This window comes from Bacillus sp. ILBB4 (genome assembly GCF_035064545.1).
Classification (GTDB): Bacteria; Bacillota; Bacilli; order Bacillales; family Bacillaceae_H; genus Priestia.
Window position 1 is genome coordinate 666,778 of sequence record NZ_JAIQVD010000001.1, and the last position, 21,137, is coordinate 687,914.

Below are 21,137 nucleotides of genomic sequence, written 5' to 3' on the forward strand. Positions count from 1 at the left end.
AATTCGTGAACACCTTTACAAAAAACAGCTTTTTTTACCCAAAAGAAGCTGAGACGCAACGAAATCCATGCAATCTACAGCTGAATAAATAAAATAAAGAAGCTAGTAGGGATCGCTTGTTCCACGGCTATAAGCACCTACATACATGAACCCTACGTTCACCATCTCAATGAAAAAATCCGAACGAATGAGATTCTCCATCAAGAATCTCATTCGTTCGGATCTTCCTTCAACTAAAATATCTTTGTTTCAGCCTCTATTCTATTTCTAAAGGTTACGCATATGAATGTAAACCTGCAATAATTAGGTTCACAGCAACTAAGTTGAACATAATGATGGCAAACCCGCCAACTGCCAGCCAAGCTGATTTTTCACCGTGCCAACCTTTAGACAGCCGAAGATGAAGAAAAGCGGCGTAAAATAAAAAGGTGATCAGCGCCCACACCTCTTTAGGGTCCCACCCCCAAAAGCGCGTCCAGGCCATCTGAGCCCAAATCATAGCGAAAATAAGTGCTCCTAGTGTAAAAATAGGAAATCCAATCGCCACTGCTCTGTAGCTTACTTCATCAAGCAAGTCGCTGTTTACCTGCTTCACAAGCGGCTGCAGCGCGGCTCCAATTCGCTTCCGTAAAATAATACGAATCAGCCAATATAAGACAAAGCCACCGGCTAACGACCAAATAACCGTATTTAATTTTTTAGCATTGATAATAGCGGGCATATCAATAAGCGGCTGTATATCGTTCCCGTCTGTCCACTCACTTTGATGCGGCCCCACTAGCGGAACCATATGATATACGACTTGCTCTTGTTCTCCACTTTTATTAACCCAATTAAATGATGACTCGTAGTGAGCCGCATTAAAAGCCAGCGTCACCGCTACAAACCCAAGCGTACTAATAAGCGTATACAGGATGAATTCCAGCCAAAATGCTTTTTTATTTCGCTTGGATTGGTCAATCGTTTTGATTAAATAAATCAATCCTGCAACAAAGCTAATGGAAAGCACGGCTTCACCCGTAGCAGCAGTTGTAACGTGAATATGCAGCCAATTCGTTTGGAGAGCCGGTATCAGCGGCGTAATTTCAGTTGGAAACATGCTTGCATAAGCAATGATCAAAAGAGCCACCGGCAATGCAAACAGTCCAAGCATGCTAAGACGATAAATAAAGTAAATAACAATAAATGCGCCAACAAGCATCATGCCAAAAAACGTCGTAAATTCAAATAAATTACTAACAGGAGCGTGGCCTGATGCAATCCACCTTGTAATAAAGTAGCCAATCTGTGCAATAAAGCCGATGATGGTAACCGCAATTCCAAACGTTGCCCACTTTGTTTTCTTTTGAGCTGCTCGCTTATCTCGAATAGCTCCTCCGAAAAAAAAGGTTGCAACTAAATAAGCAATAAACGCCACATACAGTAAATTACTACTTATACTCGCGTAATCCATGCTTTTTCCTCCTATTTTGTTTCTTTATCATTTTGGTCCTTCAGCTGTGTAAGGGATGTTGATTCTAATAAACCATTTAGTTCTTTTTTAAGCCCATACCAGTTTTTATTTGTATGTGCGGCCAACCATATCTCATTATTGACTTTTTGAATCCACATGCGGCGATGATTCCAATACATCCCTTGAATCACACCAATCATAAAGATTGCTCCGCCAATTCCTAAAAACCAAAGCGTATAGTCTCTGCGAACGGTTAATCCCGTTACATTTTTCGTTTCCACACCAGCAAAGGTCATTTTATAATCGTTATTTCCTAGCGGCTCCAAGTTCTCTCTAATTCCAACAAAAGCAACTTCCCCTTTTTTATGCTGAGGCGTAATCATTTTAAATACAAAAGCCGGATTGTTAGGCACTCTGGTCTTTGTATTTGGATTTCCTTCATCATCAAAGAAAAAGTCTGGAAAGTAACTCATGAGCTTGACTTTATATCCGTTTTTTAAATCATATGTTTCTTTTGGATTATGTAAATCTACTGTAAGTGAACCAACGTTTCTATTTGCATTTTTATCTGTTAAATGGAAAGACATAGAGCTAAACTCATTTAACTTGAAGTCCACTTGGTACATGGCATATCCTTCAAACTTAAGCGGCTGATTCACCCGAATCTCTGAATCTTTTATTTTCTTTAACTTTGGATCTGCTCCCGGTATAAGCTTTCCTTCGCGCTTATACAAACTAACATCCGCTTCATATTTTTTGGCTACTTTATTATTCCCTGCACGATCAATTGCTTCTTGGAACACGGCGCTTTCGCTATCTTTATCATACGTTTCAACAGTAAAACGATGGTTTTTCAAAAAATACTCTCCGTTCGTCCCAGGAATAACTTTTGTTTCACCTTCACGGATCCAAAGAACTTCATCTATATACATACCTGGTACAAATCTAAGCATAGCACCTAGTAAAAAGATAATGAGACCGATATGATTAATATATGGACCCCATCTTGAGAAGCGTCCTTTTTCAGCCAGCAGATTGCCGTTTTCTTCACGAATGGAGTATCTTCTTTTTTTAAGCATGCTTTTTACGTGTTCATAATCTTGATCCGTCCACGATGATGAAGTGCTATATAAACGCTGTCTTTTTAAGAAGTTTGGATGTTTTGTTACACTCTGCTTTTTTAGAGCTCGGTACAAAGGCACGACTCGATCTAAACTGCAAATGACTAACGACATTCCTAAAGCAGCAATTAAAAGCAAGTACCACCACGATTCGTAGAGATGATGAAAACCTAACTTATAATAAAGCTCTCCTGTCCATCCATATTCCTTTTGGTAATACTCATCTGCTGTCACATTAGGAGGTATGTAAGCTTCTTGAGGATAAATGGTTCCGACTGCAGACGCAACAAGCGTCACAATAATGATCCAAATACCTACTTTTACAGAAGAGAAAAAGTTCCATATTTTATCGATAACTGTTTTATTGTACGTTTGCGATCGCCTTGCGCTTCCTTCATAACGCATATCTACTAATTTATCAGTTGTTTCTTCTGCAATCGGCTTACCACAGGCTTCACACAAAATCGTACCATGCGGGTTAACGTGTCCACATTCACATTTTACGTGTTTCATTGTCAACACTCCCTATGGTTTAATTTCTTCCATATATTCTTTTATTTTAGATTCTTCCAATCCCCCAATAAAACTGTCTACAATCTTTCCGTTTTTATCAATTAAAAATGTAGTCGGCAGAGGATCTATTCCGTATGCACCCAATACTTGTGAATCTTTATCCATCAAAATCGGAAAAGATAGCTCATACTGTTTAGCAAATTGCTCTACTGCTATATTCGTTTCTGCAACGTTAACAGCTAGAATTTCGACACCTTGCTTTTTATATGATGCATACTGCTTCTCCATAGCCGGCATCTCTTGTTTACAGGGCTTGCACCATGTTCCCCAAAAATTCAAAAAAACTCCTTTGCCTTTGTAATCTGATAGCTGATGAGTTTCTCCATTAACATCTCTTAATATAAAGTCAGGTGCCTTATCTCCTACTGATACCTTTTGTTTATCAGCAAAAAATTGAGCATAAAGGGTATATCCAACCGCGCACAGCAAAACTGCCAATATAACTGTTCGAACAATCAAGCGCTTTTTTTTCATGGCACGAACTCCTTTTAACCGCTTTCAATACGCTTTTTTCTACCATTATATCATTTTTGTGGTAGTGGCTTTCCAATAATATTTCGACGTTTCTGTGAAGTCTTCCTCTCATTCTACAAGTTCGACATTTTTTCAAAAAACCTTGCTTGTTTTTCTAATTCACGACATTTTTCATAAAAAAAAACAGGTAAGTGAAAATTACTTACCTGTTTGAGACATTGAATATAATTGTTTGACTTCATGCGCTGTAAGCTCACGAGCTTCTCCTGCATTTAATCCGCGTAAATCTAAAGGTCCGTAGCGTTCACGTTTTAATTTTAAGACAGAATGCCCAATTGCATCGAACATGCGACGTACTTGACGATTTTTCCCTTCATGAATCGTCAATTCCACAATCGCCGTCTGCTTGCTTTTATCAATAGAAAGAACTTTTGCACGAGCTGGTGCTGTTTTTCCGTCCTCTAGCATCACACCGCGCTGCAGCTGTCTGATTTTTTCACGACTTGGAATTCCTTTAATTTTAGCCACATAAACTTTGTCCACTTCAAATTTAGGGTGCATTAGCTGATTAGCAAATTCACCGTCGTTTGTTAAAAGAAGTAAACCCGACGTATCATAGTCTAGACGTCCAATTGGATAAATTCTTTCTTCTACATGTGGAAAGAAGTCAACGACTGTTTTTCTTCCCTTGTCGTCGTTAGCAGCTGAAATTACGCCTCTTGGTTTGTATAACATAAAATAAACGGGCGCTTCGCTTTCTACAGGCACTTCGTCTACTTCAATTTTATCGTTAGGACCTACTTTCGTGCCCAATTCTCTTACAACTTTTCCATTTACTTTCACTCGGCCTTGGCCGATTAATTCTTCAGCTTTACGTCTTGATGCTACACCTGCGTGAGCAATCACTTTTTGTAATCGTTCCATTAACACTTCACCTCTTGTAACATCTTACTTGTTTACGAAGTAATACACAAGTGTATTTGCCACTCAGAGGTAGAATTTTCGATTTCTTACCGACCAAACACAAGGATTACAATTACAACTGAGGAAATAATTCCCACCAAATCTGCCAGTAAACCAACCTTCAGCGCATCTCCCATTTTTTTAATGCCAACCGCTCCGAAATAAACCGTTAAAATATAAAATGTGGTATCTGTACTTCCCTGCATGGTCGATGCCAAACGACCGATAAAAGAATCAGGTCCGTATGTAGAAATTAGATCCGTCGTGATACCAAGAGCAGCCGTTCCAGATATCGGTTTGATAAGAGCTAAAGGTACAATTTCAGCCGGAACGCCGACTGCTTGCAGCATAGGCTTTAAAATAGATAAGAAAAAATCAAGGGCTCCTGAAGCTCGAAAAATAGAGATGCTCACTAACATGCCGACTAAGTAAGGAATGATGGAAAAAGCAATTTGTAATCCGTCTTTCCCTCCCTCTACAAACTTTTCATACGTAGGAATTTTTTTATAGGTTCCATAAAGTAAAATGCATCCTACGATAAGAGGAATAAACATCAATGATACTTGATTAAGCATAGTCATTTTCGTTTTCCTCCTTTTCGTGTACGTCGATAATAAAAGAAGCGATCAATGATGATAGCTCCTATCGTAGCTACAACAGTTGCTAAAAGTGTGGTACCGACAATTTCAGTAGGATTAGCCGAGTTATACGTAATTCGAATTGCAATAACTGTGGTTGGTATAAGTGTTAAACTGGTTGTGTTAAGTGCTAAAAGTGTGATCATAGAACGGCTTGCTTCGTCTCTATCGCCGTTTAGCTTTTTAAGCTGCTCCATCGCTTTAATGCCAAGAGGAGTTGCCGCATTCCCGAGTCCAAACATATTCGCCATCATATTGGACAATATGTACCCTAAGGCCGGATGATCTTTTGGAACATCAGGGAAAAGTCTTGTAATGATGGGTCGAAACAGTTTCGCTAACTTGTCGAGAAGCCCTGCACTTTGAGCAATATTCATCATCCCTAACCAAAAGACCAGCACGCTGATTAACCCAATGCTGATGGTCACTGCTTCGCCTGCTCCTTGAAAAATTGCTTTGTTTACATCACCAATTTTTCCATTTATAATCGCAAAAACAATTCCGATAATGGTCAGCAGCATCCAAATAATATTAACCATCTGTTTTGGCTCCAGACTGAATAAACATTAATCGCTTCACCTTATCAAAAAAACCTTTTTGTTGCTCGGACTGCTTTTCGAAATAAATTGGAACACTGTCAATCGTCTCTCCACTTCTATAAATATCGAGCTTTCCTACCACATTTGGAACTTCCCCTGTTTCTTTCCACTGCTTTTTAGGCTGAATTAACGTTGTTTTCACTTCTACAGAGCTTTGTTCTTTCTTTGTGAGAGGATAGACGACATTTCGTTTAATATACAACTGATCTTTATAGAAAGAATCCTTTATATCTGCCAATTCTCCTTTTGCAGCTAAACTGGTCATATCATATTTATCAAATGCATTTTCATACATGGAAATGTGATCGTTCCAATCATCTGGGGCATTGATCGTTACAGCAATTAAATCCATTCCATCTTTTGTAGCAGTTGTCACAAGCGTTCGTTTTGCTAATTTTGTATACCCTGTTTTTCCGCCAGTACAGTATGCATACAGTGTTGTCAGCAGTTTATTTTTGTTTTTCCACACTCGATCCCATTTCTCTTCAGGATGCTTCATTCGATAGACTTTTGTTCCTGAAATCTCTTTGAAAATTTTATTATTCATTGCATAGCGCATGAGCAGAGCCATATCGTGCGCGGTTGAGCGATGATTTTCATGATCGTCTAATCCATGCGGATTTTGAAATGTTGTATTTGTCATGCCAATTTCTTCTGCTTTTTTATTCATCAAATAAACAAATCCATCTTCGCTTCCTCCAACGGCTTCTGCGATAGCTACAGCAGCATCATTACCTGAACGAAGCATCAAGCCATATACTAAATCTTTTAATTTTATTTTTTCACCTTCAACTAAATACACAGACGAACCTTCAACACCAACTGCGCTGTGGCTCACGGTAACTGTTTTATTTATTTTGCCAGATTCAATCGCCAGTATTGCTGTCATAATTTTTGTAATGCTAGCAATTCGGCTAACTTGATCTGCATTTTTAGCATATAACACTCTCCCTGATTTCTGTTCCATCAAAATAGCACTATGAGCACTTACGCTCCCCGCTGCAGATGATGTGGAAGGCCAACCGCTGAGACATAGCAATACAATAAATAGATAGATGATACTTTTTTTGCTTCTTTTCATGTCATCCCCGTCCCTCTACCTGTTTGTACAAGTTTATGCTCGTCTTTTTTGGTTATGAATGAAAAGATTTGTCCATACAAAAAAGAACATAGAAAAAACTCTATGTTCTTTTACATTTTTACTTCATTTCTTGAAACGATTGAAAAAACAAATCTGCTTCTTGATCGGTTCCTTCTTGTAATAAATCTTCTGGAAGCGGCGGCAGCTCTTCGATACTTTTAAGGCCAAAATAGCCTAAAAATTCCTTTGTCGTTCCGTATAAGATGGCCCGCCCTGCGCCTTCCGCTCGTCCCACTTCTTTTAATAAAACCTTTCCAATTAAAGTTTGAAGAGGTCTTTCCGTTTTCACTCCGCGAATCTCTTCGATTTCAGCTCTTGTAATTGGCTGCTTATACGCTACAATAGCTAACGTTTCAAGCGCTGCTTGTGATAATGATTGATTAGCGGGAGCTTCTACGAGCTTCTCAATATATGGTGCATACTCTTTTTTTGTGACAAGCTGATAGGCCCCTCCTATTTCAACAAGTGTAACTCCTCTGAACTTACACTCTTGCTCTAAGCTCTCCAAAGCACCTTGAATGTCTTCATGAGGCTTTTCTATAATCTCAGCTAACCGGCTAATGGATAGACCTTCATCACCAGAAACAAAAAGTAAGCTCTCAATAATAGCCTGTAGATCATTCGTTGTCATTCCTCTTCATTCCTTTCTCGATACGATACATAAAGCTCGTCTAGATTGTGCTGCTGTTCCACAACGATTTCATTTTCTTTCATTAATTCCAGCACAGCTAAAAACGTTACAACAATATGATCACGCTCTTGATAAGGAAACAGCTGATAAAAACTTTTTTTCCCTTTAAAGGCTTTTAATTCGTTCACAATTTCACTCATGCGCTTATCAATTGGAATGTCTTGCCTTGCTATTTTCGTCTGCACAGGCTTTTTGTTTTGCTTTCGTTTCATCAACTTTTGAAAAGCACTTAGCATATCATACAGTGATATATCCAATCCTTCATCCTGAGGCTGCGTACGTTCTTCTGCATTTATTTGCACATTACTTGGAGGTTTTGTATACACATGACTTTGGTCTTCTTCCAGCTTTTGAAGCTCTACCGCCGCTTCTTTAAACTTTCGATATTCAATTAAGCGCTGCATCAATTCTTCACGTGGATCTTCTTCATCGACCATTTCAATTTCATCCATATCTTCTTCATACGTAGGCAGAAGCATTTTACTTTTAATTTGAAGCAAAGTTGCTGCCATGACTAGATACTCACTGGCAACGTCTAGCTGAAGCTCATTCATTGTATGTATAAACATCATATATTGCTCAGTAATTGTCGCTACTGGGATATCGTAAATATCAATTTCAAATCGGTTAATCAAATGCAGAAGAAGATCTAAAGGTCCTTCAAACGCATCTACTTTTACACTATACTCCACTTTTATCTCACCAACACTTTTCAATTGCTTATCATTTCTGCTGCTTTATATAACGTGACTATCATTAGTATAGAGGATTATAGACACATGTCCAATACAAATTAACGTAAAAATAGGTCATTTGCCCATACAAAAAGTTTAAATATACATATGATGTCAAGGTAATAAGATTTTGAAATGGCTGAAGGAGGAACTCGCATGGGTGAAAAATCTTGTGGATACGGTAGCGGTTTCGCTTTAATTGTTGTACTGTTTATTTTATTAATTATTGTTGGTTGTTCTTGCTTACGCTTCTAACCACACATATTGAATAAAAACAAACGTGTTCGCCATACCTTGAGCACGTTTGTCTCTTTAAAGGCACCGCGCTGATGAATAGCTAATTTTTGTGATACACTACATATAGAGTCTTACCAGGAGGGAACAAGATTGTATTCACAAGCCTATATTGATTATTTAGTTCATTTTCATGGCGACCGGGATTACTTTGAATGTCATGAACTGCTAGAAGAACACTGGAAAAAAGACGAAAGAGGATACCGCAATATTATTTGGGTTGGCCTTATTCAAATTGCTGTTTCACTCTATCATCATCGACGCCAAAATTTCGCCGGAGCCAAAAGAACGATGCAAAAGGCGCTGGCAATTTTAACGAAGGAAGAAGAAAATATTGCACAGCTTGGACTTAATTATCCTTCACTGCTTAAACTTCTTCGCAAACAATTAGCTTTAATCGATACCTATCAGCCATATAAAAGTATTAACTTGCCCATTGAAGATCCAGCATTATTACGAGCTTGCAAACAAAGAAGCACTGATAAACAGCTTGTCTGGTTATCAGCTTCTAATCTGCAAAATGATGCGATTGTTCATCGTCACAGCACGCGAGATCGGTCAGATGTGATTGCGGAAAGACAAGCGAACTTATTGGCAAAACAAAACAACAGGTAGCTTCTAGCTACCTGTTGTTTTATGATGACTAAGATGTGAAAGAAGCTTTCGCACCTCACCTAATCATGCTTTTCTTTATTCATCCGCCTGACACTTTTCATAAAACGGAGCGATGATTTCACTCGGCTTAATTTGTGCAGTCGTATACATTTCTTTAAGAGCTTTAATCATTTTTTTGCCAATGCCCTGTTGGCGGTGTGAAGGGTTTACACTGACGTGTTGAACCTCAATCAAACTTTTATCGAGCATGGAAATGCCAACAATCCCAATAATATCTTCTTCTTGCTTCCAAAGATACAGCTGCCAATGTTCGTTTTGCTCATATTCTTTCATCGTTTGTTGAAGTTTTTTTAAATCTTTTTCCGTAGGTACAAACGATAGAAGACCCATGGCAATTTTTTCATAGTTTCGTTTATAGCGAATAAGCATACGATTCTCCCTCGTCCTCAAACTTTCCTACAAATTAATGCGCTGCGTTTTTTACTGCTTTTATCATACAAAATTTATAAGTAAATAGCAATATTACACAAAAGCTTGTCCTATGTCATGCTTGTATGAGAAACCTAATCTATTACGCTTTTTGAGCTGTTGCGCGAAGAAAAAACGCCGTAACCCCCTGTAAAAGGTTGTTATGACGTTTTATTAGCTAATATCCATTTATAGCAGTATGCTCTTATTCTTCCCAGACTTTTACTTCTTTCATTACGTCGCCATTTTTCATTTTTAACACTGTATCAAGTCCTTCTGTTACTTTTCCAAATACAGTGTGAACACCGTTCAAATGAGGCTGTGGCTCATGAACAAGAAAGAACTGACTGCCGCCTGTGTCTTTACCAGCATGTGCCATTGATAGAGAACCCGCTTCGTGTTTGTGAGGATTTCCTTCTGTTTCACATTTAATTGAGTAGCCAGGGCCGCCAGCACCTGTACCAGTTGGGTCTCCTCCTTGAGAAACAAATCCAGGGATAACGCGGTGGAACGTTACGCCGTTGTAGAATCCTTCATTAGCTAACTTTTCAAAGTTTTCTACTGTTCCTGGTGCTTCGTTCGGAAATAAATCGATTAGAATTTTTTCGCCATTTTCCATTAGAATACTTGCTTTTTTCATATAAATGACCTCCAATATATGTATTAGTACCGCTATAGGCTCTGTTTTCCCTATTAAAGCGGCAAAACGTAAAAATTGCAAGTGCCACCTAGAGTAGAACACTTACATTTATAAACTCACTCTATTCTACTACAAACAAGCTCATGAATTCAATGAATGCACTTTTTCACTTTCTTCTCGTAGGGCTCTAAATAAAAAATAGTAGTTGTGAGATGAAACTTTTTATAGTATCATCCGTCTAATACAGTGATGGAGATACATAGATTTCATTTCATATAGAAATCTACGCCTCTAGACTGATTTATGGGAAAATGATGAATTGACTCTGTTACTTCAGACCTGCCCGTATTATAATAGGGCAAGTATGGGATTAAAGGAGGAAAAAGGTTTGAAATTAACGATAAAAGCAATGATGGTGACATTAGGTCTTCTTCTATTCCTAACCGCACCCTTAAAAAGTTTTGCAGATGCGGCTCCGGGCGATGTTATTATTACATTAGGTCAGGACTTAACCAGCTCTCAGAAGCAACAGGTATTAAATGACCTTGATGCGCCAAGCAATGCTCAAACAGTAACCGTGACAAACCAAGAAGAGCATGAATATTTAGGTGACTTTATTCCAAAGGCTACTATTGGATCTCGTGCTATTTCATCTTCTAGTATTACCCTTGGTTCAAAAGATTCAGGTTTAAGCGTATCAACTCAAAATATTAATGGTATTACAGACGACATGTATATTAATGCTTTGATGACCGCCGGCGTTAAAGATGCAAAAATCCAGATTACCGCTCCATTTGAAGTATCTGGTACAGCTGCTTTAACAGGTATTATGAAAGCATATGAAGTTCAAACAGATCAAAAAATCCCAGAAGAAGTAAAAAAAGCAGCCAATGAAGAGATGGTCCAGACATCTGAGCTTGGTGAAAAAATCGGTAAAGAAAAAGCAGCGCAGTTTATGGCAACGATTAAAGAAGAAATTGCCAAAGAAAACCCTCAAACAAAGGACGATTTACGCACGTTAATTCAGCGAGTGGCTGATGATTTAGGTATTAAATTAACAGATTCAGAGCTTAATACACTTGTTGACTTTTTCAATCGTTTAAAAGATATGAACATCGATTGGAATCAAGTAAAAGACCAACTTTCTGCGACAAAGGAAAAAGTAACAACATTTCTTCAGTCAGAAGAAGGCCAATCATTTCTTGATAAATTAAAGCAATTCTTTGTTGATATTATTAATGCTATTAAATCGTTATTCTCATAAAAAAAAGAGCCTCTTGAACAAGAGGCTCTTTTTTTACGTTAATCACTCGTTACTTTTTTACCGTCACTTTGTATTTCACGTCATTTTTTACAATGTCTTCATACGTTTCGCGTTTTACGACTAGCTGTGCTTCTCCATCTTCTACGAACACGACAGCTGGCTTTGGCAAACGGTTATAGTGACTTGCCATAGAATAACCGTATGCGCCTGTACAAAACATCGCTAATAAATCATCTGGGTTTGCTTTTGGAAGGTGTACATCCCACATCAGCATATCCCCCGATTCGCAGCACTTACCCGCAATAGATACAAGCTCATCACTCTCATCATTCATTCGATTAGCAATGACTGCTTCATATTTCGCTTGATACAGCGCAGGACGGATATTGTCGTTCATTCCTCCATCAATGGCTACATATTCACGTACATTAGGTACATGCTTACGAGAACCAATCGAATACAGAGTCGTTCCAGCATCTCCTACAAGAGAGCGGCCGGGCTCAATCCAAATTTCAGGGATTTCTACCTCTAACTGTTTAGACTGCTTTTTGACCTCTTCTATAATAACTTCCACATACTGTGAAACAGGAATAGGCTGATCTTCTTCCGTATAACGAATGCCAAAGCCGCCGCCTAAATTTAATACTTGCGGAACAAATTCTATACGTTGTTTCCACTCTTTCATTTTTGCAAAAAGCTTTTGAGTCGCCATAATAAATCCGGTTGTTTCAAAAATCTGAGATCCTATATGACAGTGAATACCTAAAAGTTCTAGCCTCTTGCTATTTTGCACAAGACGCACAGCTTCGTCTGCTTGACCGTTTTGAAGATCAAACCCAAACTTCGAGTCTTCCTGCCCTGTCAAGATATAATCATGTGTATGAGCTTCAATTCCGGGTGTTAATCTGAGAAGAACAGGCATCTTTTTTTGATACTGTTCCGTTATTTCCTGAAGCAATGCAATTTCATAAAAATTATCAACTACAATGCATCCTACATCTTCTTTGATGGCCATTTCTAGTTCTGCTCGGCTTTTATTGTTCCCATGAAAATGAATCCGTTCTTTCGGAAAGTCAGCTGCTAAAGCCGTATACAGTTCTCCTCCCGAAACAACGTCTAACGAAAGACCTTCTTCATGAACGACTTGGACCATGGCAATTGTAGAAAAAGCTTTGCTTGCATAAGCGACCTGTGCTTTTACCCCATGCTTTTCAAATGTTTCTTTAAATCCTCTAGCACGCTGCCGAATTAAAGCCACGTCATATACGTAAAGGGGTGTCCCAAAATTTGATGCTAATTCAACCGTATCAACTCCACCAATTTCAAGATGCCCCTGCTTATTTATGCGACTTGTTCCGTGTAAAAACATGTTTAGACCCCGTTCCTGTGTATAGTGTAAAAAAGACAGTTAACGGCAATTCGCTGCTAACTGTCTAAATATTTATTATTTTCCATATTTAAAACAAATCTATCACATCTTCGTACAGGTTTCAACCACATATTTTGTTTAAGGTTTTGCAGGCTGGCGGTCTTTGTCCTGCGGATGTACAATACTAGGACGCGGATTTGCTCCAGGAACCGGTGTGCGAATGATAATCTGCCATAAAGCCTGCGGATTAAATGGAAGAAACGGCCACAAATAAGGCGTATTCAATGATTTTAGACGTACCATGTAGAGAATGATAGCCGTTGTCGCAATAAGGAATCCTGGAGTATGAAATGCCGCAACAAAAATTAATAAAGACAATCTCAGCATCTTATTTGCCACTGCTAACTCATAGCTTGGCGTTGAAAAAGAACCAATGGACGCAATAGCTACATAAAGAATAACTTCCGGAACAAACAATCCTACATCAATGGCAATCTGTCCAATGAGTGCTGCAGCAATTAAACCCATCGCAGTAGCAAGCGGTGTCGGCGTATGAATGGCGGCCATCCTCAGGAATTCAACCCCTAGATCGGCTAAGAAAATCTGGATAACTGTCGGAATATTTGTTGTTTCGTTTGGTCCAATAAACTGCAATTTTGCCGGCAGCAGATCTGGCTCAAGTACAAATAACAGCCATAGCGGCAATAAGAAAAGAGACGCAAGAATTCCTAAAAACCGTATCCAGCGTATAAAGGTACCTACAGAAGGAGACTGCCTGTATTCTTCTGCATGCTGCACGTGATGAAACAGCGTAGTTGGCGTAATAATAACGCTTGGTGATGTATCGGTAATAATAATGACATGCCCCTCTAGTACATGAGCTGCTGCTGTGTCAGGGCGTTCTGTATAGCGTACCATTGGAAAAGGATTAATTCCTTGTTTGACTAAAAACTCTTCAATGGATTTGTCAGCCATAGGCAAACCATCTACATCGATAGCTTCCAGTTCATCTTTTATCAGTTTAACCAGTCCTGGATCAGCTACCCCCTTTATGTACCCAATCGCTACGTCCAGTTTCGAACGTTCGCCTACCTTCATAATTTCAAAACGAAATCTTCCGTCACGGATTCGTCTTCTCGTTAACGCTGTATTGATAATGATGTTTTCAGTGTATCCATCTCTTGCTCCGCGAATCACTTTCTCTGTATCCGCTTCTTCAGGCGATCTGCCGGGATACGTACGCACATCGACTTCAAAGCCAACTTCTTCACCGTCAATTAAAACGAATAGCAGTCCTGATAAAACAGAAACCATTCCATCATCCAGCGTTTTTAAAGGCTTTACTTGCTGATGAATAAGACGGTTTTCAACAATATCCTTTAGCTTCGCTCGTTCAACTTCATTATCATTAATTTGAACGAGCACTTTTGTAATTTCAATAATAAATGAACTGTCGCACAGTCCTGTTACATAGTAAACATGAACTTCTCGATCCAAAATAAGTAATTTACGCACGCCCACATCAAAACTTGTGTTCATACTAGCGTTTTCTTTGAACCACTGATCGTTTTTTTGCACTTTTGAAAAAATAGCTGTTTTCTGCTCTGCTGGCTTACCCAAACGAACCGCTCCTTTCTAAAATAAGTCTTGCTGCTTTTTCTGTAATAGGACATCCCAGTTTAACATCATCCATCCTAGCCATTTTGCCGATATCCCCTATTCCTACAACTAAGGGAATATCGAGCTGATCCAAGCAGTAAACTGTATCTCCATTAATTCGTCCGACTTCTAACTCTTGAATTCCGCTTTTATCCACGCCGTAATGCGATATTTCCCCAAAACGATCAATGGTCACATCCACTCTTGTCCATTCGCTTTGATGAGTACGTGATGCAACGGCAATCACTCCAAGAACTTCTACTTGAGGATGCTTTGCTACATGCAGCAAAGCAATTTCCCCAGGTCCTTCCTCTAAGAAACCGCTATCGTCAAACATCACAAAGACGGGATCATATGGTGCTTGAAGAATTAAATCTACCGTTTGACTACCTGTTAACGTAGTAGGGTTTCCATATGACCTCGAAATGCATCTGCCACCAACTGATTTAGCTACATGCTCAATTGCTTTGCGAGCATATTCATCACCATCGGTTACAATAATGATCCTTCTTTTTTTCATAATCTTTTATCCTTTCGGTTTAAAGATTAACGCGATAATAAAAGCAAATAAAATAGCTGCTGAAATTCCAGCCGAGGTAAGTTCAAAAATCCCAATCCCAATCCCGATAAATCCATGGTCATCCGCTTGCTTCATCGCTCCGTGCAGCAAAGAATGACCAAAGCTTGTAATTGGAACCGTCGCTCCGGCGCCAGCAAATTCAATTAACTTATCATAAAGACCAAATCCATCTAAAATCGCTCCTGCAACTACAAACGAACTCATAACATGCGCTGGAGTAAGCTTAGCAAGATCAAGCAGCAGCTGCCCAATAACGCAAATGATTCCTCCTACAGCAAAAGCTATTACATACTCCATTGATCATCCCCCTCCCCAATATGTTCTAAGACGACGCCATGAGCAATTGTTGGAATTGACTCTTTTTGCTGAATCATCGTTGGACTTAAAAGAGCTCCTGTTGCCACCATAAACACTTTCTTTAAGTTTCCTGATTTTAATTCATTTAAAATATGCCCATACGTGACAATAGCCGAGCAGCCGCAGCCGCTTCCTCCTGCAAATACATTTTGATCAGGGCGATATACCATTAATCCGCAATCATTATGATTGGTTGATATATCGTAGCCTTCGTCCTTGAGCAGCTGTTTTAAGATTGGACTTCCTACACCAGATAAATCTCCTGTTAAAATAAGATCATACTCGCTTGGAGCAACGTTTAAGTCTTCCAAATGTCTTTGAATGGTATCTGCAGCAGCTGGTGCCATAGCAGAACCCATGTCGTTTGCATTTTTAATCCCGTAATCCATTACCCGACCAATCGTTGCAGACGTGAGACGGACAATACCTTTTTCTTTCGAGACCAGCGCTGCCCCTGCTCCCGTAATGGTTGCCGTTGCTGTATCTGGTTTTTGTCCTCCGTACTCGGTAGGATTTCGAAATTGGCGCTCAGCCGTTGCGTTATGACTGCTCGCTGATGCAATAACACGATTAGCAAACCCTGCATCTACAAGAGCTGCTCCCGTTGCGAGCGTTTCCATTGATGTGGAGCAAGCGCCAAACATGCATAGAAATGGAATTTGGTTATGCCGGGCTACAAAATTAGCCGTTACGTTTTGATTTAATAAATCTCCAGCCAAAAACAAATCAACGTCTTCATAGGATAAATTTATTTTTTGCAAGCAGGAATCAATAGACTCCGTCATAAGCCTTCTTTCAGCCAACTCCCAGTTATCTTCTTCACAGTGCAAATCTTTATGTGTAATATCAAATGTTTCTCCTAACGGTCCATCTGCTTCTTTTGGTCCTACAGCTGTTCCTGTGGCATTAATATAAATAGGATTTTCATAAACCCACGTTTGCTTTCCAGTTTTTCTCATAATCCCCCTCTTTTCATAGCAAATAAGTTTTAAAAAGGTAGCGAATGATTCCTACAACGTAAGCCGAAACCGTTCCAAATACAATGACGTTTCCGGCCAGTTTGAACATGTTCGTCGCAATTCCAAGAACAATCCCTTCACTTCGATGTTCAAGCGCTGCACTCGTCATGGAATTGGCAAAACCCGTAACAGGAACAGCTGAACCTGCACCTGCGAATTGACCAATACGATCGTATATCCCAAACCCGGTTAAAAGCGCAGATATTAAAATAAGGGTTGCAACGGTAGGATTGCCTGCATTTTTTTCATTAAAGTCAAAAAATGCAATATAGAAATTTTGAATTGCCTGTCCTAATGTACAAATGATTCCCCCTACCAAAAAGGCTTTTAGGCAATTTGCCACATATGAAGGTTTAGGCTGAAATGGTTTAATGCTTTCTTGATAGTTATCTTTTAATTTTTGATTATTTGCCATGTTACATACATCCTTTTCTTATTGATTAACAAAATAAATCCAATGAAATAATGATCCGCATACTTTGCCTAGTACAATGGCCATTAACAATAAAATAAGCTTGCCTTCCATTCCTATTCGTTTTGTTAACGTCGGCAATACATTAAGCACTTCTGTTAACGCTGCTGCCAGCATCCCAATAAAAATACCGCTCGTTAGACCTATGATCATAATGAGCACCGCAGGAAACTGCCACGTGTATTGATGAAGACTGCACCACCCGCCTGTAACAGCACCACCCACCACTCCCCATTCATATGCTTGAATATATTTCATGGTTTTGGTCAGCTGCATCAAACGCGGAATAATGCCCAGCACCGTTAAAAATGCTACAAACCCAGCACCTGCAGCCAGTCCTCCCGCAAGTCCAATTACAATGGTCATCACAATGTTAATGATCATCAATTTTTTTCATACTTTCTTTATTCTCGTGCATAATGACGTATTGATCTAAGTCTTGCTGGTAATTAAACATTTCGACTTCGAGAGGACTAGGCTCTTCATTAATTCGTTTTCTAAAGACATGGTTAAAAAACAGAATCATTCCCAGGCCTAAACCGATAGAGTAAGGCACTTGAATCAGCAAAGGCTGCTTATCTCTCAGACCGGTCAGCATGTAGAACAATTTTTGATGTACTTGTCTCATACTCACATCTTCGTGAAAGTTCATAATTGCTAAAGCAGCTCCGATGAAAAGAAGAAACCAAACAGCTAGAAAAAACAAAAAGGAATATTGTTTCTTTTTATACACGACCTCTACAATCGTTTGAGCGGGTCCAATCGTCTGAATGTCCAAATGCGGATACCGAGAGGCAACTTTTTCAATTACCTTCATTAAATCAACAATGATAATATTTCGATCACTCATACTGACTTGATATACAACTAGCTTTTCAATTTGCTTTTGAACAGAATCTGCTGCTATAACCATTGCTAATTGTCCAATATTTACAGCCTCATCAGGTTTTACTTGAATACGATGTCTCATTTTAAGATAAAGAACGTTTTCCATTCATATCACACCTTACGATTCATTATCTCCCTGTACGTGTAGTATGGATTTTCTTAAATTTTCTAATTCACGTTTCTGAACAGACCATTAATTACCAAATGAAAAAAGCAATCCGTTTCACTATTCTTGTTTGAATAGCAAAACGGATTGCTTCTTAAGTATTACGTATCATTCATATGCAGCTTCATTTGTTTTAAGATTTTCTTCTCAAGCCTCGATACCTGAACTTGAGAAATTCCCAGCCTTGCGGCCACTTCGGACTGAGTTTGATCTTTGTAATACCTCAAATAGACAATGAGCTTTTCACGCTCATCAAGTTCTTCAATTGCTTCTTTTAAGGCAATTTTATCAAACCACTTCGCTTCCGTATGATCAGCAATTTGGTCAAGAAGGGTAATTGGATCTCCATCATTTTCATAGACGGTCTCGTGAATAGACGAAGGAGCACGATTAGCTTCTTGAGCTAGCACTACTTCTTCAGGAGTGAGATCCAAATGTTCTGCAACCTCAGCGACTGTAGGGACGCGTCCAAGTAATTTGGAAAGCTCGTCTTTTGCCTTACGTATTTTATTGCTCATTTCTTTCAGAGAACGGCTAACCTTTACCGTGCCATCATCACGAATAAATCGCTGAATTTCACCAATAATCATTGGAACAGCATATGTTGAAAATTTAACATCATACGATAAGTCAAATTTATCAACGGACTTTAATAGCCCTATGCATCCAATTTGAAATAAATCATCGGGCTCATAACCACGGTTAATAAAACGTTGAACAACCGACCAAACGAGCCGCATATTTTTTTGGACGATTGTATCTCGTGCAATTTGATCACCTTGCTGACTGCGCTTGATGAGGTCTTTAACTTCATGATCCTTTAAATACGGTTCGTTTTTATTTTTTTTGACCTCCACATCCATTGGCAAGTCTCCTTAATTACATAGCGCTTTACTATTTGTTAAGTGCTTTTTTAAATATAAGGTCGTACCTTCTAATACAGTAGACTCCACTCGAATTTCGTCCATAAAGTTTTCCATTATGGTGAAACCCATTCCAGAACGTTCTAGATCTGGTTTCGTTGTGTATAACGGCTGCTTGGCTTCATCCACGTTATCGATACCAATTCCTTCATCACGAATCATCAGCTCGACTACACCGTCTTCGTGAAGCGTCACAGAAATATATACCACGCCATCCGGATTGCTTTCGTAGCCGTGAATAATAGCATTTGTTACTGCTTCAGATACGACTGTTTTAATTTCTGTTAACTCATCCATTGTTGGATCTAACTGCGTAATAAATGATGCTACCGTGACGCGAGCAAACGATTCATTTTGACTAAGCGCGGAAAATTGGAGGTTCATTTGATTTTTCATTATGCCACCCCCAATTTTTGAAGCGCGTTTTCTTCATTAGGTTCAAAACGAATAATTTTAAATAAGCCTGACATATTAAACAAACGTTCTATGGCAGGAGAAATAGCGCATACAACCATTTCCCCGCCGTTATTATGAACCTGTTTGTATCTCCCTAAAATAACCCCCAAGCCAGAGCTGTCCATAAAGGTTAAATGCTGTAAATTTAAAATCAAATGGCTGATAGATTCCTTCTCTATCGCTTCGGTGATTTTGCTTCTTAGCTCTTCTGCCGTATGATGATCTAATTCTCCAGTTAATCGAACCAACAAGACATCTTGTTTGAATTCCAATTCAATCGAAAGACTCACTATACAAACCTCCTCGGAAATCTTATAGTCAGTCTTTCGCTGCCGACAGAATAGAATCCTTCTCACCGACAAAACTAGTTCTATTTCGTCACATTTAGCTGTTTAAGATGTTTGAGAGAAAATAGAGAATGTACGTTTGAATATCTTCCACCAAGAAGCAGCATCGATATCTTCTTTTGCAAGAAGCGGTGAAGAACTAACTACTTTGTTATCCTTCTTAATGGTCAACGTTCCAATTTTGTCGCCTTTTTGAATAGGCGCATTTAGCTTCTCGTTCATTTTCACTTCTGTTTTAACGTCTTTGGCTGCATTTCCTTTTTTCAATAAAACAGAAATAGGCTCGGACGTAACAGCTGTTACCTGATCTTCGCTACCCTTGTTTACATCTATCTTGGTAATAACGTCTCCTTTTTTGTATAAAGGCTTCGTTGTATATTGACTGAATGCGTAGTCTAACATTTTGGTTACTTGATTATTGCGATCTTTTGGCGTGCTTGCACCGAATACAACCGCTAACACACGCATATTTCCCTTTTTAGCGGTAGCTGTTAGGCAATACTTAGCTTGACCTGTAAATCCGGTTTTGAGTCCATCAACGCCGGGATAAAACTTCACTAAGCGATTTGTATTTACTAACCAAAACTTCTTATCTGTATCCGTGCGCAAATAAGCTTCGTATTTACTTGTATAGTTAATAATTTTTTCATACTTTAGCAGCTCTCTGCCCATCATGGCCATATCATGAGCTGTACTATAGTGATTTTCTACGGGCAGGCCTGTCGGATTTTGAAATTTTGTATGAGTCAAACCAAGATCTTTCGCTTTTTGGTTCATCTTTGCTACAAATTTTTCTTCTGATCCAGCTAAATATTCAGCCATTGCCATAGAAGCATCGTTACCAGAACCTATCGCAATCCCTTTTAGCAAATCATTTACCGTCATTTCTTCTCCGGGCTCTAAAAAGATTTGTGAGCCTCCCATTGAAGCGGCATATTCACTTGCCCGCACTTTATCTTTTAAGGTAATTTTCCCTTTATCCAAAGCCTCCATAATTAAAATCATTGTCATAATTTTAGTCATACTGGCAGGGGGAAGTTCTTGATTACTATTTTTTTCGTATAGAATTTTTCCTGTATCCCGTTCAATTAAAATAGCTGACCTAGCACTGTCAGCAAGCTCAGAATTCTTTTTTTCTGCGGCTAAAACAGGTTGCGTCATAAGTGGAAATAAAAATATGACAACGAGTAACTTTACAATAGTTCGCTTCATCTCCACAAACCTCCATTCTTT

General features: G+C 39.0%; 26 protein-coding genes. 3 read left to right on the forward strand and 23 right to left on the reverse strand.

Features of this window, described 5'->3' with window-relative positions:
- Positions 1-274: 274 nt before the first annotated feature.
- The 9 genes from ccsB to LAV82_RS03590 all read right to left on the reverse strand — a co-directional run bounded on the left by ccsB (position 275) and on the right by LAV82_RS03590 (position 8,345).
- Entirely contained in the window at positions 275-1,453 is a 1,179-nt protein-coding gene (gene ccsB, locus LAV82_RS03550) for a c-type cytochrome biogenesis protein CcsB (RefSeq protein ID WP_499715667.1), read from the reverse strand.
- 11 nt (positions 1,454-1,464) lie between these two features.
- The gene (gene resB / locus LAV82_RS03555) at positions 1,465-3,087 is read right to left on the reverse strand and encodes a cytochrome c biogenesis protein ResB (protein ID WP_029320357.1); all 1,623 of its coding nucleotides are present in this window, start codon (positions 3,085-3,087) and stop codon (positions 1,465-1,467) included.
- 12 nt (positions 3,088-3,099) lie between these two features.
- Positions 3,100-3,621, reverse strand: coding sequence for a thiol-disulfide oxidoreductase ResA (resA, locus tag LAV82_RS03560; protein ID WP_499715668.1), 522 nt, complete (start codon positions 3,619-3,621; stop codon positions 3,100-3,102).
- A gap of 198 nt (positions 3,622-3,819) precedes the next feature.
- Positions 3,820-4,545, reverse strand: coding sequence for a pseudouridine synthase (locus LAV82_RS03565; RefSeq protein WP_013059055.1), 726 nt, complete (start codon positions 4,543-4,545; stop codon positions 3,820-3,822).
- 86 nt (positions 4,546-4,631) lie between these two features.
- Positions 4,632-5,165, reverse strand: a complete 534-nt coding sequence (locus LAV82_RS03570) for a spore maturation protein (RefSeq protein WP_064472105.1) — start codon at positions 5,163-5,165, stop codon at positions 4,632-4,634.
- A complete protein-coding gene (locus LAV82_RS03575; RefSeq protein WP_013059057.1) occupies positions 5,162-5,761 on the reverse strand; it encodes a nucleoside recognition domain-containing protein in 600 nt (199 codons plus the stop codon). The genes LAV82_RS03570 and LAV82_RS03575 overlap by 4 nt, the downstream gene beginning before the upstream one ends.
- Positions 5,754-6,902: a D-alanyl-D-alanine carboxypeptidase family protein gene (locus LAV82_RS03580; protein ID WP_029320329.1), complete on the reverse strand. Its 1,149-nt coding sequence runs from the start codon at positions 6,900-6,902 to the stop codon at positions 5,754-5,756. The genes LAV82_RS03575 and LAV82_RS03580 overlap by 8 nt, the downstream gene beginning before the upstream one ends.
- A 118-nt stretch (positions 6,903-7,020) precedes the next feature.
- Positions 7,021-7,593: an SMC-Scp complex subunit ScpB gene (gene scpB, locus LAV82_RS03585; protein WP_057273995.1), complete on the reverse strand. Its 573-nt coding sequence runs from the start codon at positions 7,591-7,593 to the stop codon at positions 7,021-7,023.
- Positions 7,590-8,345: a segregation/condensation protein A gene (locus tag LAV82_RS03590; protein ID WP_048019795.1), complete on the reverse strand. Its 756-nt coding sequence runs from the start codon at positions 8,343-8,345 to the stop codon at positions 7,590-7,592. Before LAV82_RS03590 ends, scpB begins: the two co-directional genes overlap by 4 nt.
- 198 nt (positions 8,346-8,543) lie before the next feature.
- Between LAV82_RS03590 and LAV82_RS03595 the strand changes: the two genes are divergently transcribed.
- Both LAV82_RS03595 and LAV82_RS03600 read left to right on the forward strand, forming a co-directional pair.
- Positions 8,544-8,642 (forward strand): YjcZ family sporulation protein, encoded by a 99-nt coding sequence (locus LAV82_RS03595; RefSeq protein ID WP_170836726.1) that lies wholly within the window; start codon positions 8,544-8,546, stop codon positions 8,640-8,642.
- Positions 8,643-8,774: 132 nt separating this feature from the next.
- Positions 8,775-9,296: a DUF309 domain-containing protein gene (locus tag LAV82_RS03600; protein WP_029320325.1), complete on the forward strand. Its 522-nt coding sequence runs from the start codon at positions 8,775-8,777 to the stop codon at positions 9,294-9,296.
- A 75-nt stretch (positions 9,297-9,371) separates the two neighbouring features.
- Here the strand turns inward: LAV82_RS03600 and LAV82_RS03605 are convergent, their stop codons facing one another.
- A complete protein-coding gene (locus LAV82_RS03605; RefSeq protein WP_013059063.1) occupies positions 9,372-9,725 on the reverse strand; it encodes a GNAT family N-acetyltransferase in 354 nt (117 codons plus the stop codon).
- A gap of 244 nt (positions 9,726-9,969) precedes the next feature.
- Positions 9,970-10,404, reverse strand: a complete 435-nt coding sequence (locus tag LAV82_RS03610; RefSeq protein ID WP_013059064.1) for a peptidylprolyl isomerase — start codon at positions 10,402-10,404, stop codon at positions 9,970-9,972.
- Positions 10,405-10,792: 388 nt separating this feature from the next.
- On the opposite strand from LAV82_RS03610, the gene LAV82_RS03615 reads away from it, so the two are divergent.
- Positions 10,793-11,668: a DUF1002 domain-containing protein gene (locus LAV82_RS03615; protein ID WP_013059065.1), complete on the forward strand. Its 876-nt coding sequence runs from the start codon at positions 10,793-10,795 to the stop codon at positions 11,666-11,668.
- A 49-nt stretch (positions 11,669-11,717) separates the two neighbouring features.
- Here the strand turns inward: LAV82_RS03615 and lysA are convergent, their stop codons facing one another.
- From lysA to LAV82_RS03675, 12 genes are all read right to left on the reverse strand, one after another.
- Positions 11,718-13,037: a diaminopimelate decarboxylase gene (gene lysA, locus LAV82_RS03620; RefSeq protein ID WP_211077326.1), complete on the reverse strand. Its 1,320-nt coding sequence runs from the start codon at positions 13,035-13,037 to the stop codon at positions 11,718-11,720.
- 138 nt (positions 13,038-13,175) lie between these two features.
- Positions 13,176-14,657, reverse strand: coding sequence for a spore germination protein (locus LAV82_RS03625; RefSeq protein ID WP_211077325.1), 1,482 nt, complete (start codon positions 14,655-14,657; stop codon positions 13,176-13,178).
- The gene (spoVAEA, locus tag LAV82_RS03630) at positions 14,650-15,216 is read right to left on the reverse strand and encodes a stage V sporulation protein SpoVABEA (protein WP_014458304.1); all 567 of its coding nucleotides are present in this window, start codon (positions 15,214-15,216) and stop codon (positions 14,650-14,652) included. Before spoVAEA ends, LAV82_RS03625 begins: the two co-directional genes overlap by 8 nt.
- A gap of 6 nt (positions 15,217-15,222) precedes the next feature.
- Complete coding sequence (spoVAE, locus tag LAV82_RS03635; RefSeq protein ID WP_013059069.1) at positions 15,223-15,573, reverse strand: stage V sporulation protein AE; 351 nt, start codon at positions 15,571-15,573, stop codon at positions 15,223-15,225.
- Entirely contained in the window at positions 15,561-16,592 is a 1,032-nt protein-coding gene (gene spoVAD, locus LAV82_RS03640; protein WP_013084932.1) for a stage V sporulation protein AD, read from the reverse strand. The genes spoVAE and spoVAD overlap by 13 nt, the downstream gene beginning before the upstream one ends.
- A 13-nt stretch (positions 16,593-16,605) precedes the next feature.
- Positions 16,606-17,067 carry a stage V sporulation protein AC gene (spoVAC, locus tag LAV82_RS03645; protein WP_025750442.1) on the reverse strand — a complete coding sequence of 154 codons (462 nt, stop codon included), beginning with the start codon at positions 17,065-17,067 and terminating at the stop codon, positions 16,606-16,608.
- 18 nt (positions 17,068-17,085) lie between these two features.
- A complete protein-coding gene (locus tag LAV82_RS03650; protein ID WP_014458301.1) occupies positions 17,086-17,508 on the reverse strand; it encodes a stage V sporulation protein AB in 423 nt (140 codons plus the stop codon).
- Entirely contained in the window at positions 17,498-18,118 is a 621-nt protein-coding gene (locus LAV82_RS03655; protein WP_029320316.1) for a stage V sporulation protein AA, read from the reverse strand. Before LAV82_RS03655 ends, LAV82_RS03650 begins: the two co-directional genes overlap by 11 nt.
- Before the next feature lie 161 nt (positions 18,119-18,279).
- A complete protein-coding gene (sigF, locus tag LAV82_RS03660; RefSeq protein WP_013059074.1) occupies positions 18,280-19,041 on the reverse strand; it encodes an RNA polymerase sporulation sigma factor SigF in 762 nt (253 codons plus the stop codon).
- Between the two features lie 12 nt (positions 19,042-19,053).
- Entirely contained in the window at positions 19,054-19,497 is a 444-nt protein-coding gene (gene spoIIAB, locus LAV82_RS03665; RefSeq protein ID WP_013084935.1) for an anti-sigma F factor, read from the reverse strand.
- Positions 19,497-19,847 carry an anti-sigma F factor antagonist gene (spoIIAA, locus tag LAV82_RS03670; protein WP_013059076.1) on the reverse strand — a complete coding sequence of 117 codons (351 nt, stop codon included), beginning with the start codon at positions 19,845-19,847 and terminating at the stop codon, positions 19,497-19,499. The genes spoIIAB and spoIIAA overlap by 1 nt, the downstream gene beginning before the upstream one ends.
- 102 nt (positions 19,848-19,949) lie before the next feature.
- Positions 19,950-21,116, reverse strand: a complete 1,167-nt coding sequence (locus tag LAV82_RS03675; RefSeq protein WP_211077323.1) for a D-alanyl-D-alanine carboxypeptidase family protein — start codon at positions 21,114-21,116, stop codon at positions 19,950-19,952.
- Between the last annotated feature and the right edge of the window lie 21 nt (positions 21,117-21,137).

What these genes read in the sequence shown, in the direction of transcription:
- ccsB (WP_499715667.1), bottom strand. Translation starts at nt 1,453, where the DNA reads ATGGATTACGCGAGTATAAGTAGTAATTTACTGTATGTGGCGTTTATT.
- resB (WP_029320357.1), bottom strand. Translation starts at nt 3,087, where the DNA reads ATGAAACACGTAAAATGTGAATGTGGACACGTTAACCCGCATGGTACG.
- resA (WP_499715668.1), bottom strand. Translation starts at nt 3,621, where the DNA reads ATGAAAAAAAAGCGCTTGATTGTTCGAACAGTTATATTGGCAGTTTTG.
- LAV82_RS03565 (WP_013059055.1), bottom strand. Translation starts at nt 4,545, where the DNA reads ATGGAACGATTACAAAAAGTGATTGCTCACGCAGGTGTAGCATCAAGA.
- LAV82_RS03570 (WP_064472105.1), bottom strand. Translation starts at nt 5,165, where the DNA reads ATGACTATGCTTAATCAAGTATCATTGATGTTTATTCCTCTTATCGTA.
- LAV82_RS03575 (WP_013059057.1), bottom strand. Translation starts at nt 5,761, where the DNA reads ATGGTTAATATTATTTGGATGCTGCTGACCATTATCGGAATTGTTTTT.
- LAV82_RS03580 (WP_029320329.1), bottom strand. Translation starts at nt 6,902, where the DNA reads ATGAAAAGAAGCAAAAAAAGTATCATCTATCTATTTATTGTATTGCTA.
- scpB (WP_057273995.1), bottom strand. Translation starts at nt 7,593, where the DNA reads ATGACAACGAATGATCTACAGGCTATTATTGAGAGCTTACTTTTTGTT.
- LAV82_RS03595 (WP_170836726.1), top strand. Translation starts at nt 8,544, where the DNA reads ATGGGTGAAAAATCTTGTGGATACGGTAGCGGTTTCGCTTTAATTGTT.
- LAV82_RS03605 (WP_013059063.1), bottom strand. Translation starts at nt 9,725, where the DNA reads ATGCTTATTCGCTATAAACGAAACTATGAAAAAATTGCCATGGGTCTT.
- LAV82_RS03610 (WP_013059064.1), bottom strand. Translation starts at nt 10,404, where the DNA reads ATGAAAAAAGCAAGTATTCTAATGGAAAATGGCGAAAAAATTCTAATC.
- lysA (WP_211077326.1), bottom strand. Translation starts at nt 13,037, where the DNA reads ATGTTTTTACACGGAACAAGTCGCATAAATAAGCAGGGGCATCTTGAA.
- spoVAEA (WP_014458304.1), bottom strand. Translation starts at nt 15,216, where the DNA reads ATGAAAAAAAGAAGGATCATTATTGTAACCGATGGTGATGAATATGCT.
- spoVAE (WP_013059069.1), bottom strand. Translation starts at nt 15,573, where the DNA reads ATGGAGTATGTAATAGCTTTTGCTGTAGGAGGAATCATTTGCGTTATT.
- spoVAD (WP_013084932.1), bottom strand. Translation starts at nt 16,592, where the DNA reads ATGAGAAAAACTGGAAAGCAAACGTGGGTTTATGAAAATCCTATTTAT.
- spoVAC (WP_025750442.1), bottom strand. Translation starts at nt 17,067, where the DNA reads ATGGCAAATAATCAAAAATTAAAAGATAACTATCAAGAAAGCATTAAA.
- LAV82_RS03650 (WP_014458301.1), bottom strand. Translation starts at nt 17,508, where the DNA reads ATGATCATTAACATTGTGATGACCATTGTAATTGGACTTGCGGGAGGA.
- LAV82_RS03655 (WP_029320316.1), bottom strand. Translation starts at nt 18,118, where the DNA reads ATGGAAAACGTTCTTTATCTTAAAATGAGACATCGTATTCAAGTAAAA.
- sigF (WP_013059074.1), bottom strand. Translation starts at nt 19,041, where the DNA reads ATGGATGTGGAGGTCAAAAAAAATAAAAACGAACCGTATTTAAAGGAT.
- spoIIAB (WP_013084935.1), bottom strand. Translation starts at nt 19,497, where the DNA reads ATGAAAAATCAAATGAACCTCCAATTTTCCGCGCTTAGTCAAAATGAA.
- LAV82_RS03675 (WP_211077323.1), bottom strand. Translation starts at nt 21,116, where the DNA reads ATGAAGCGAACTATTGTAAAGTTACTCGTTGTCATATTTTTATTTCCA.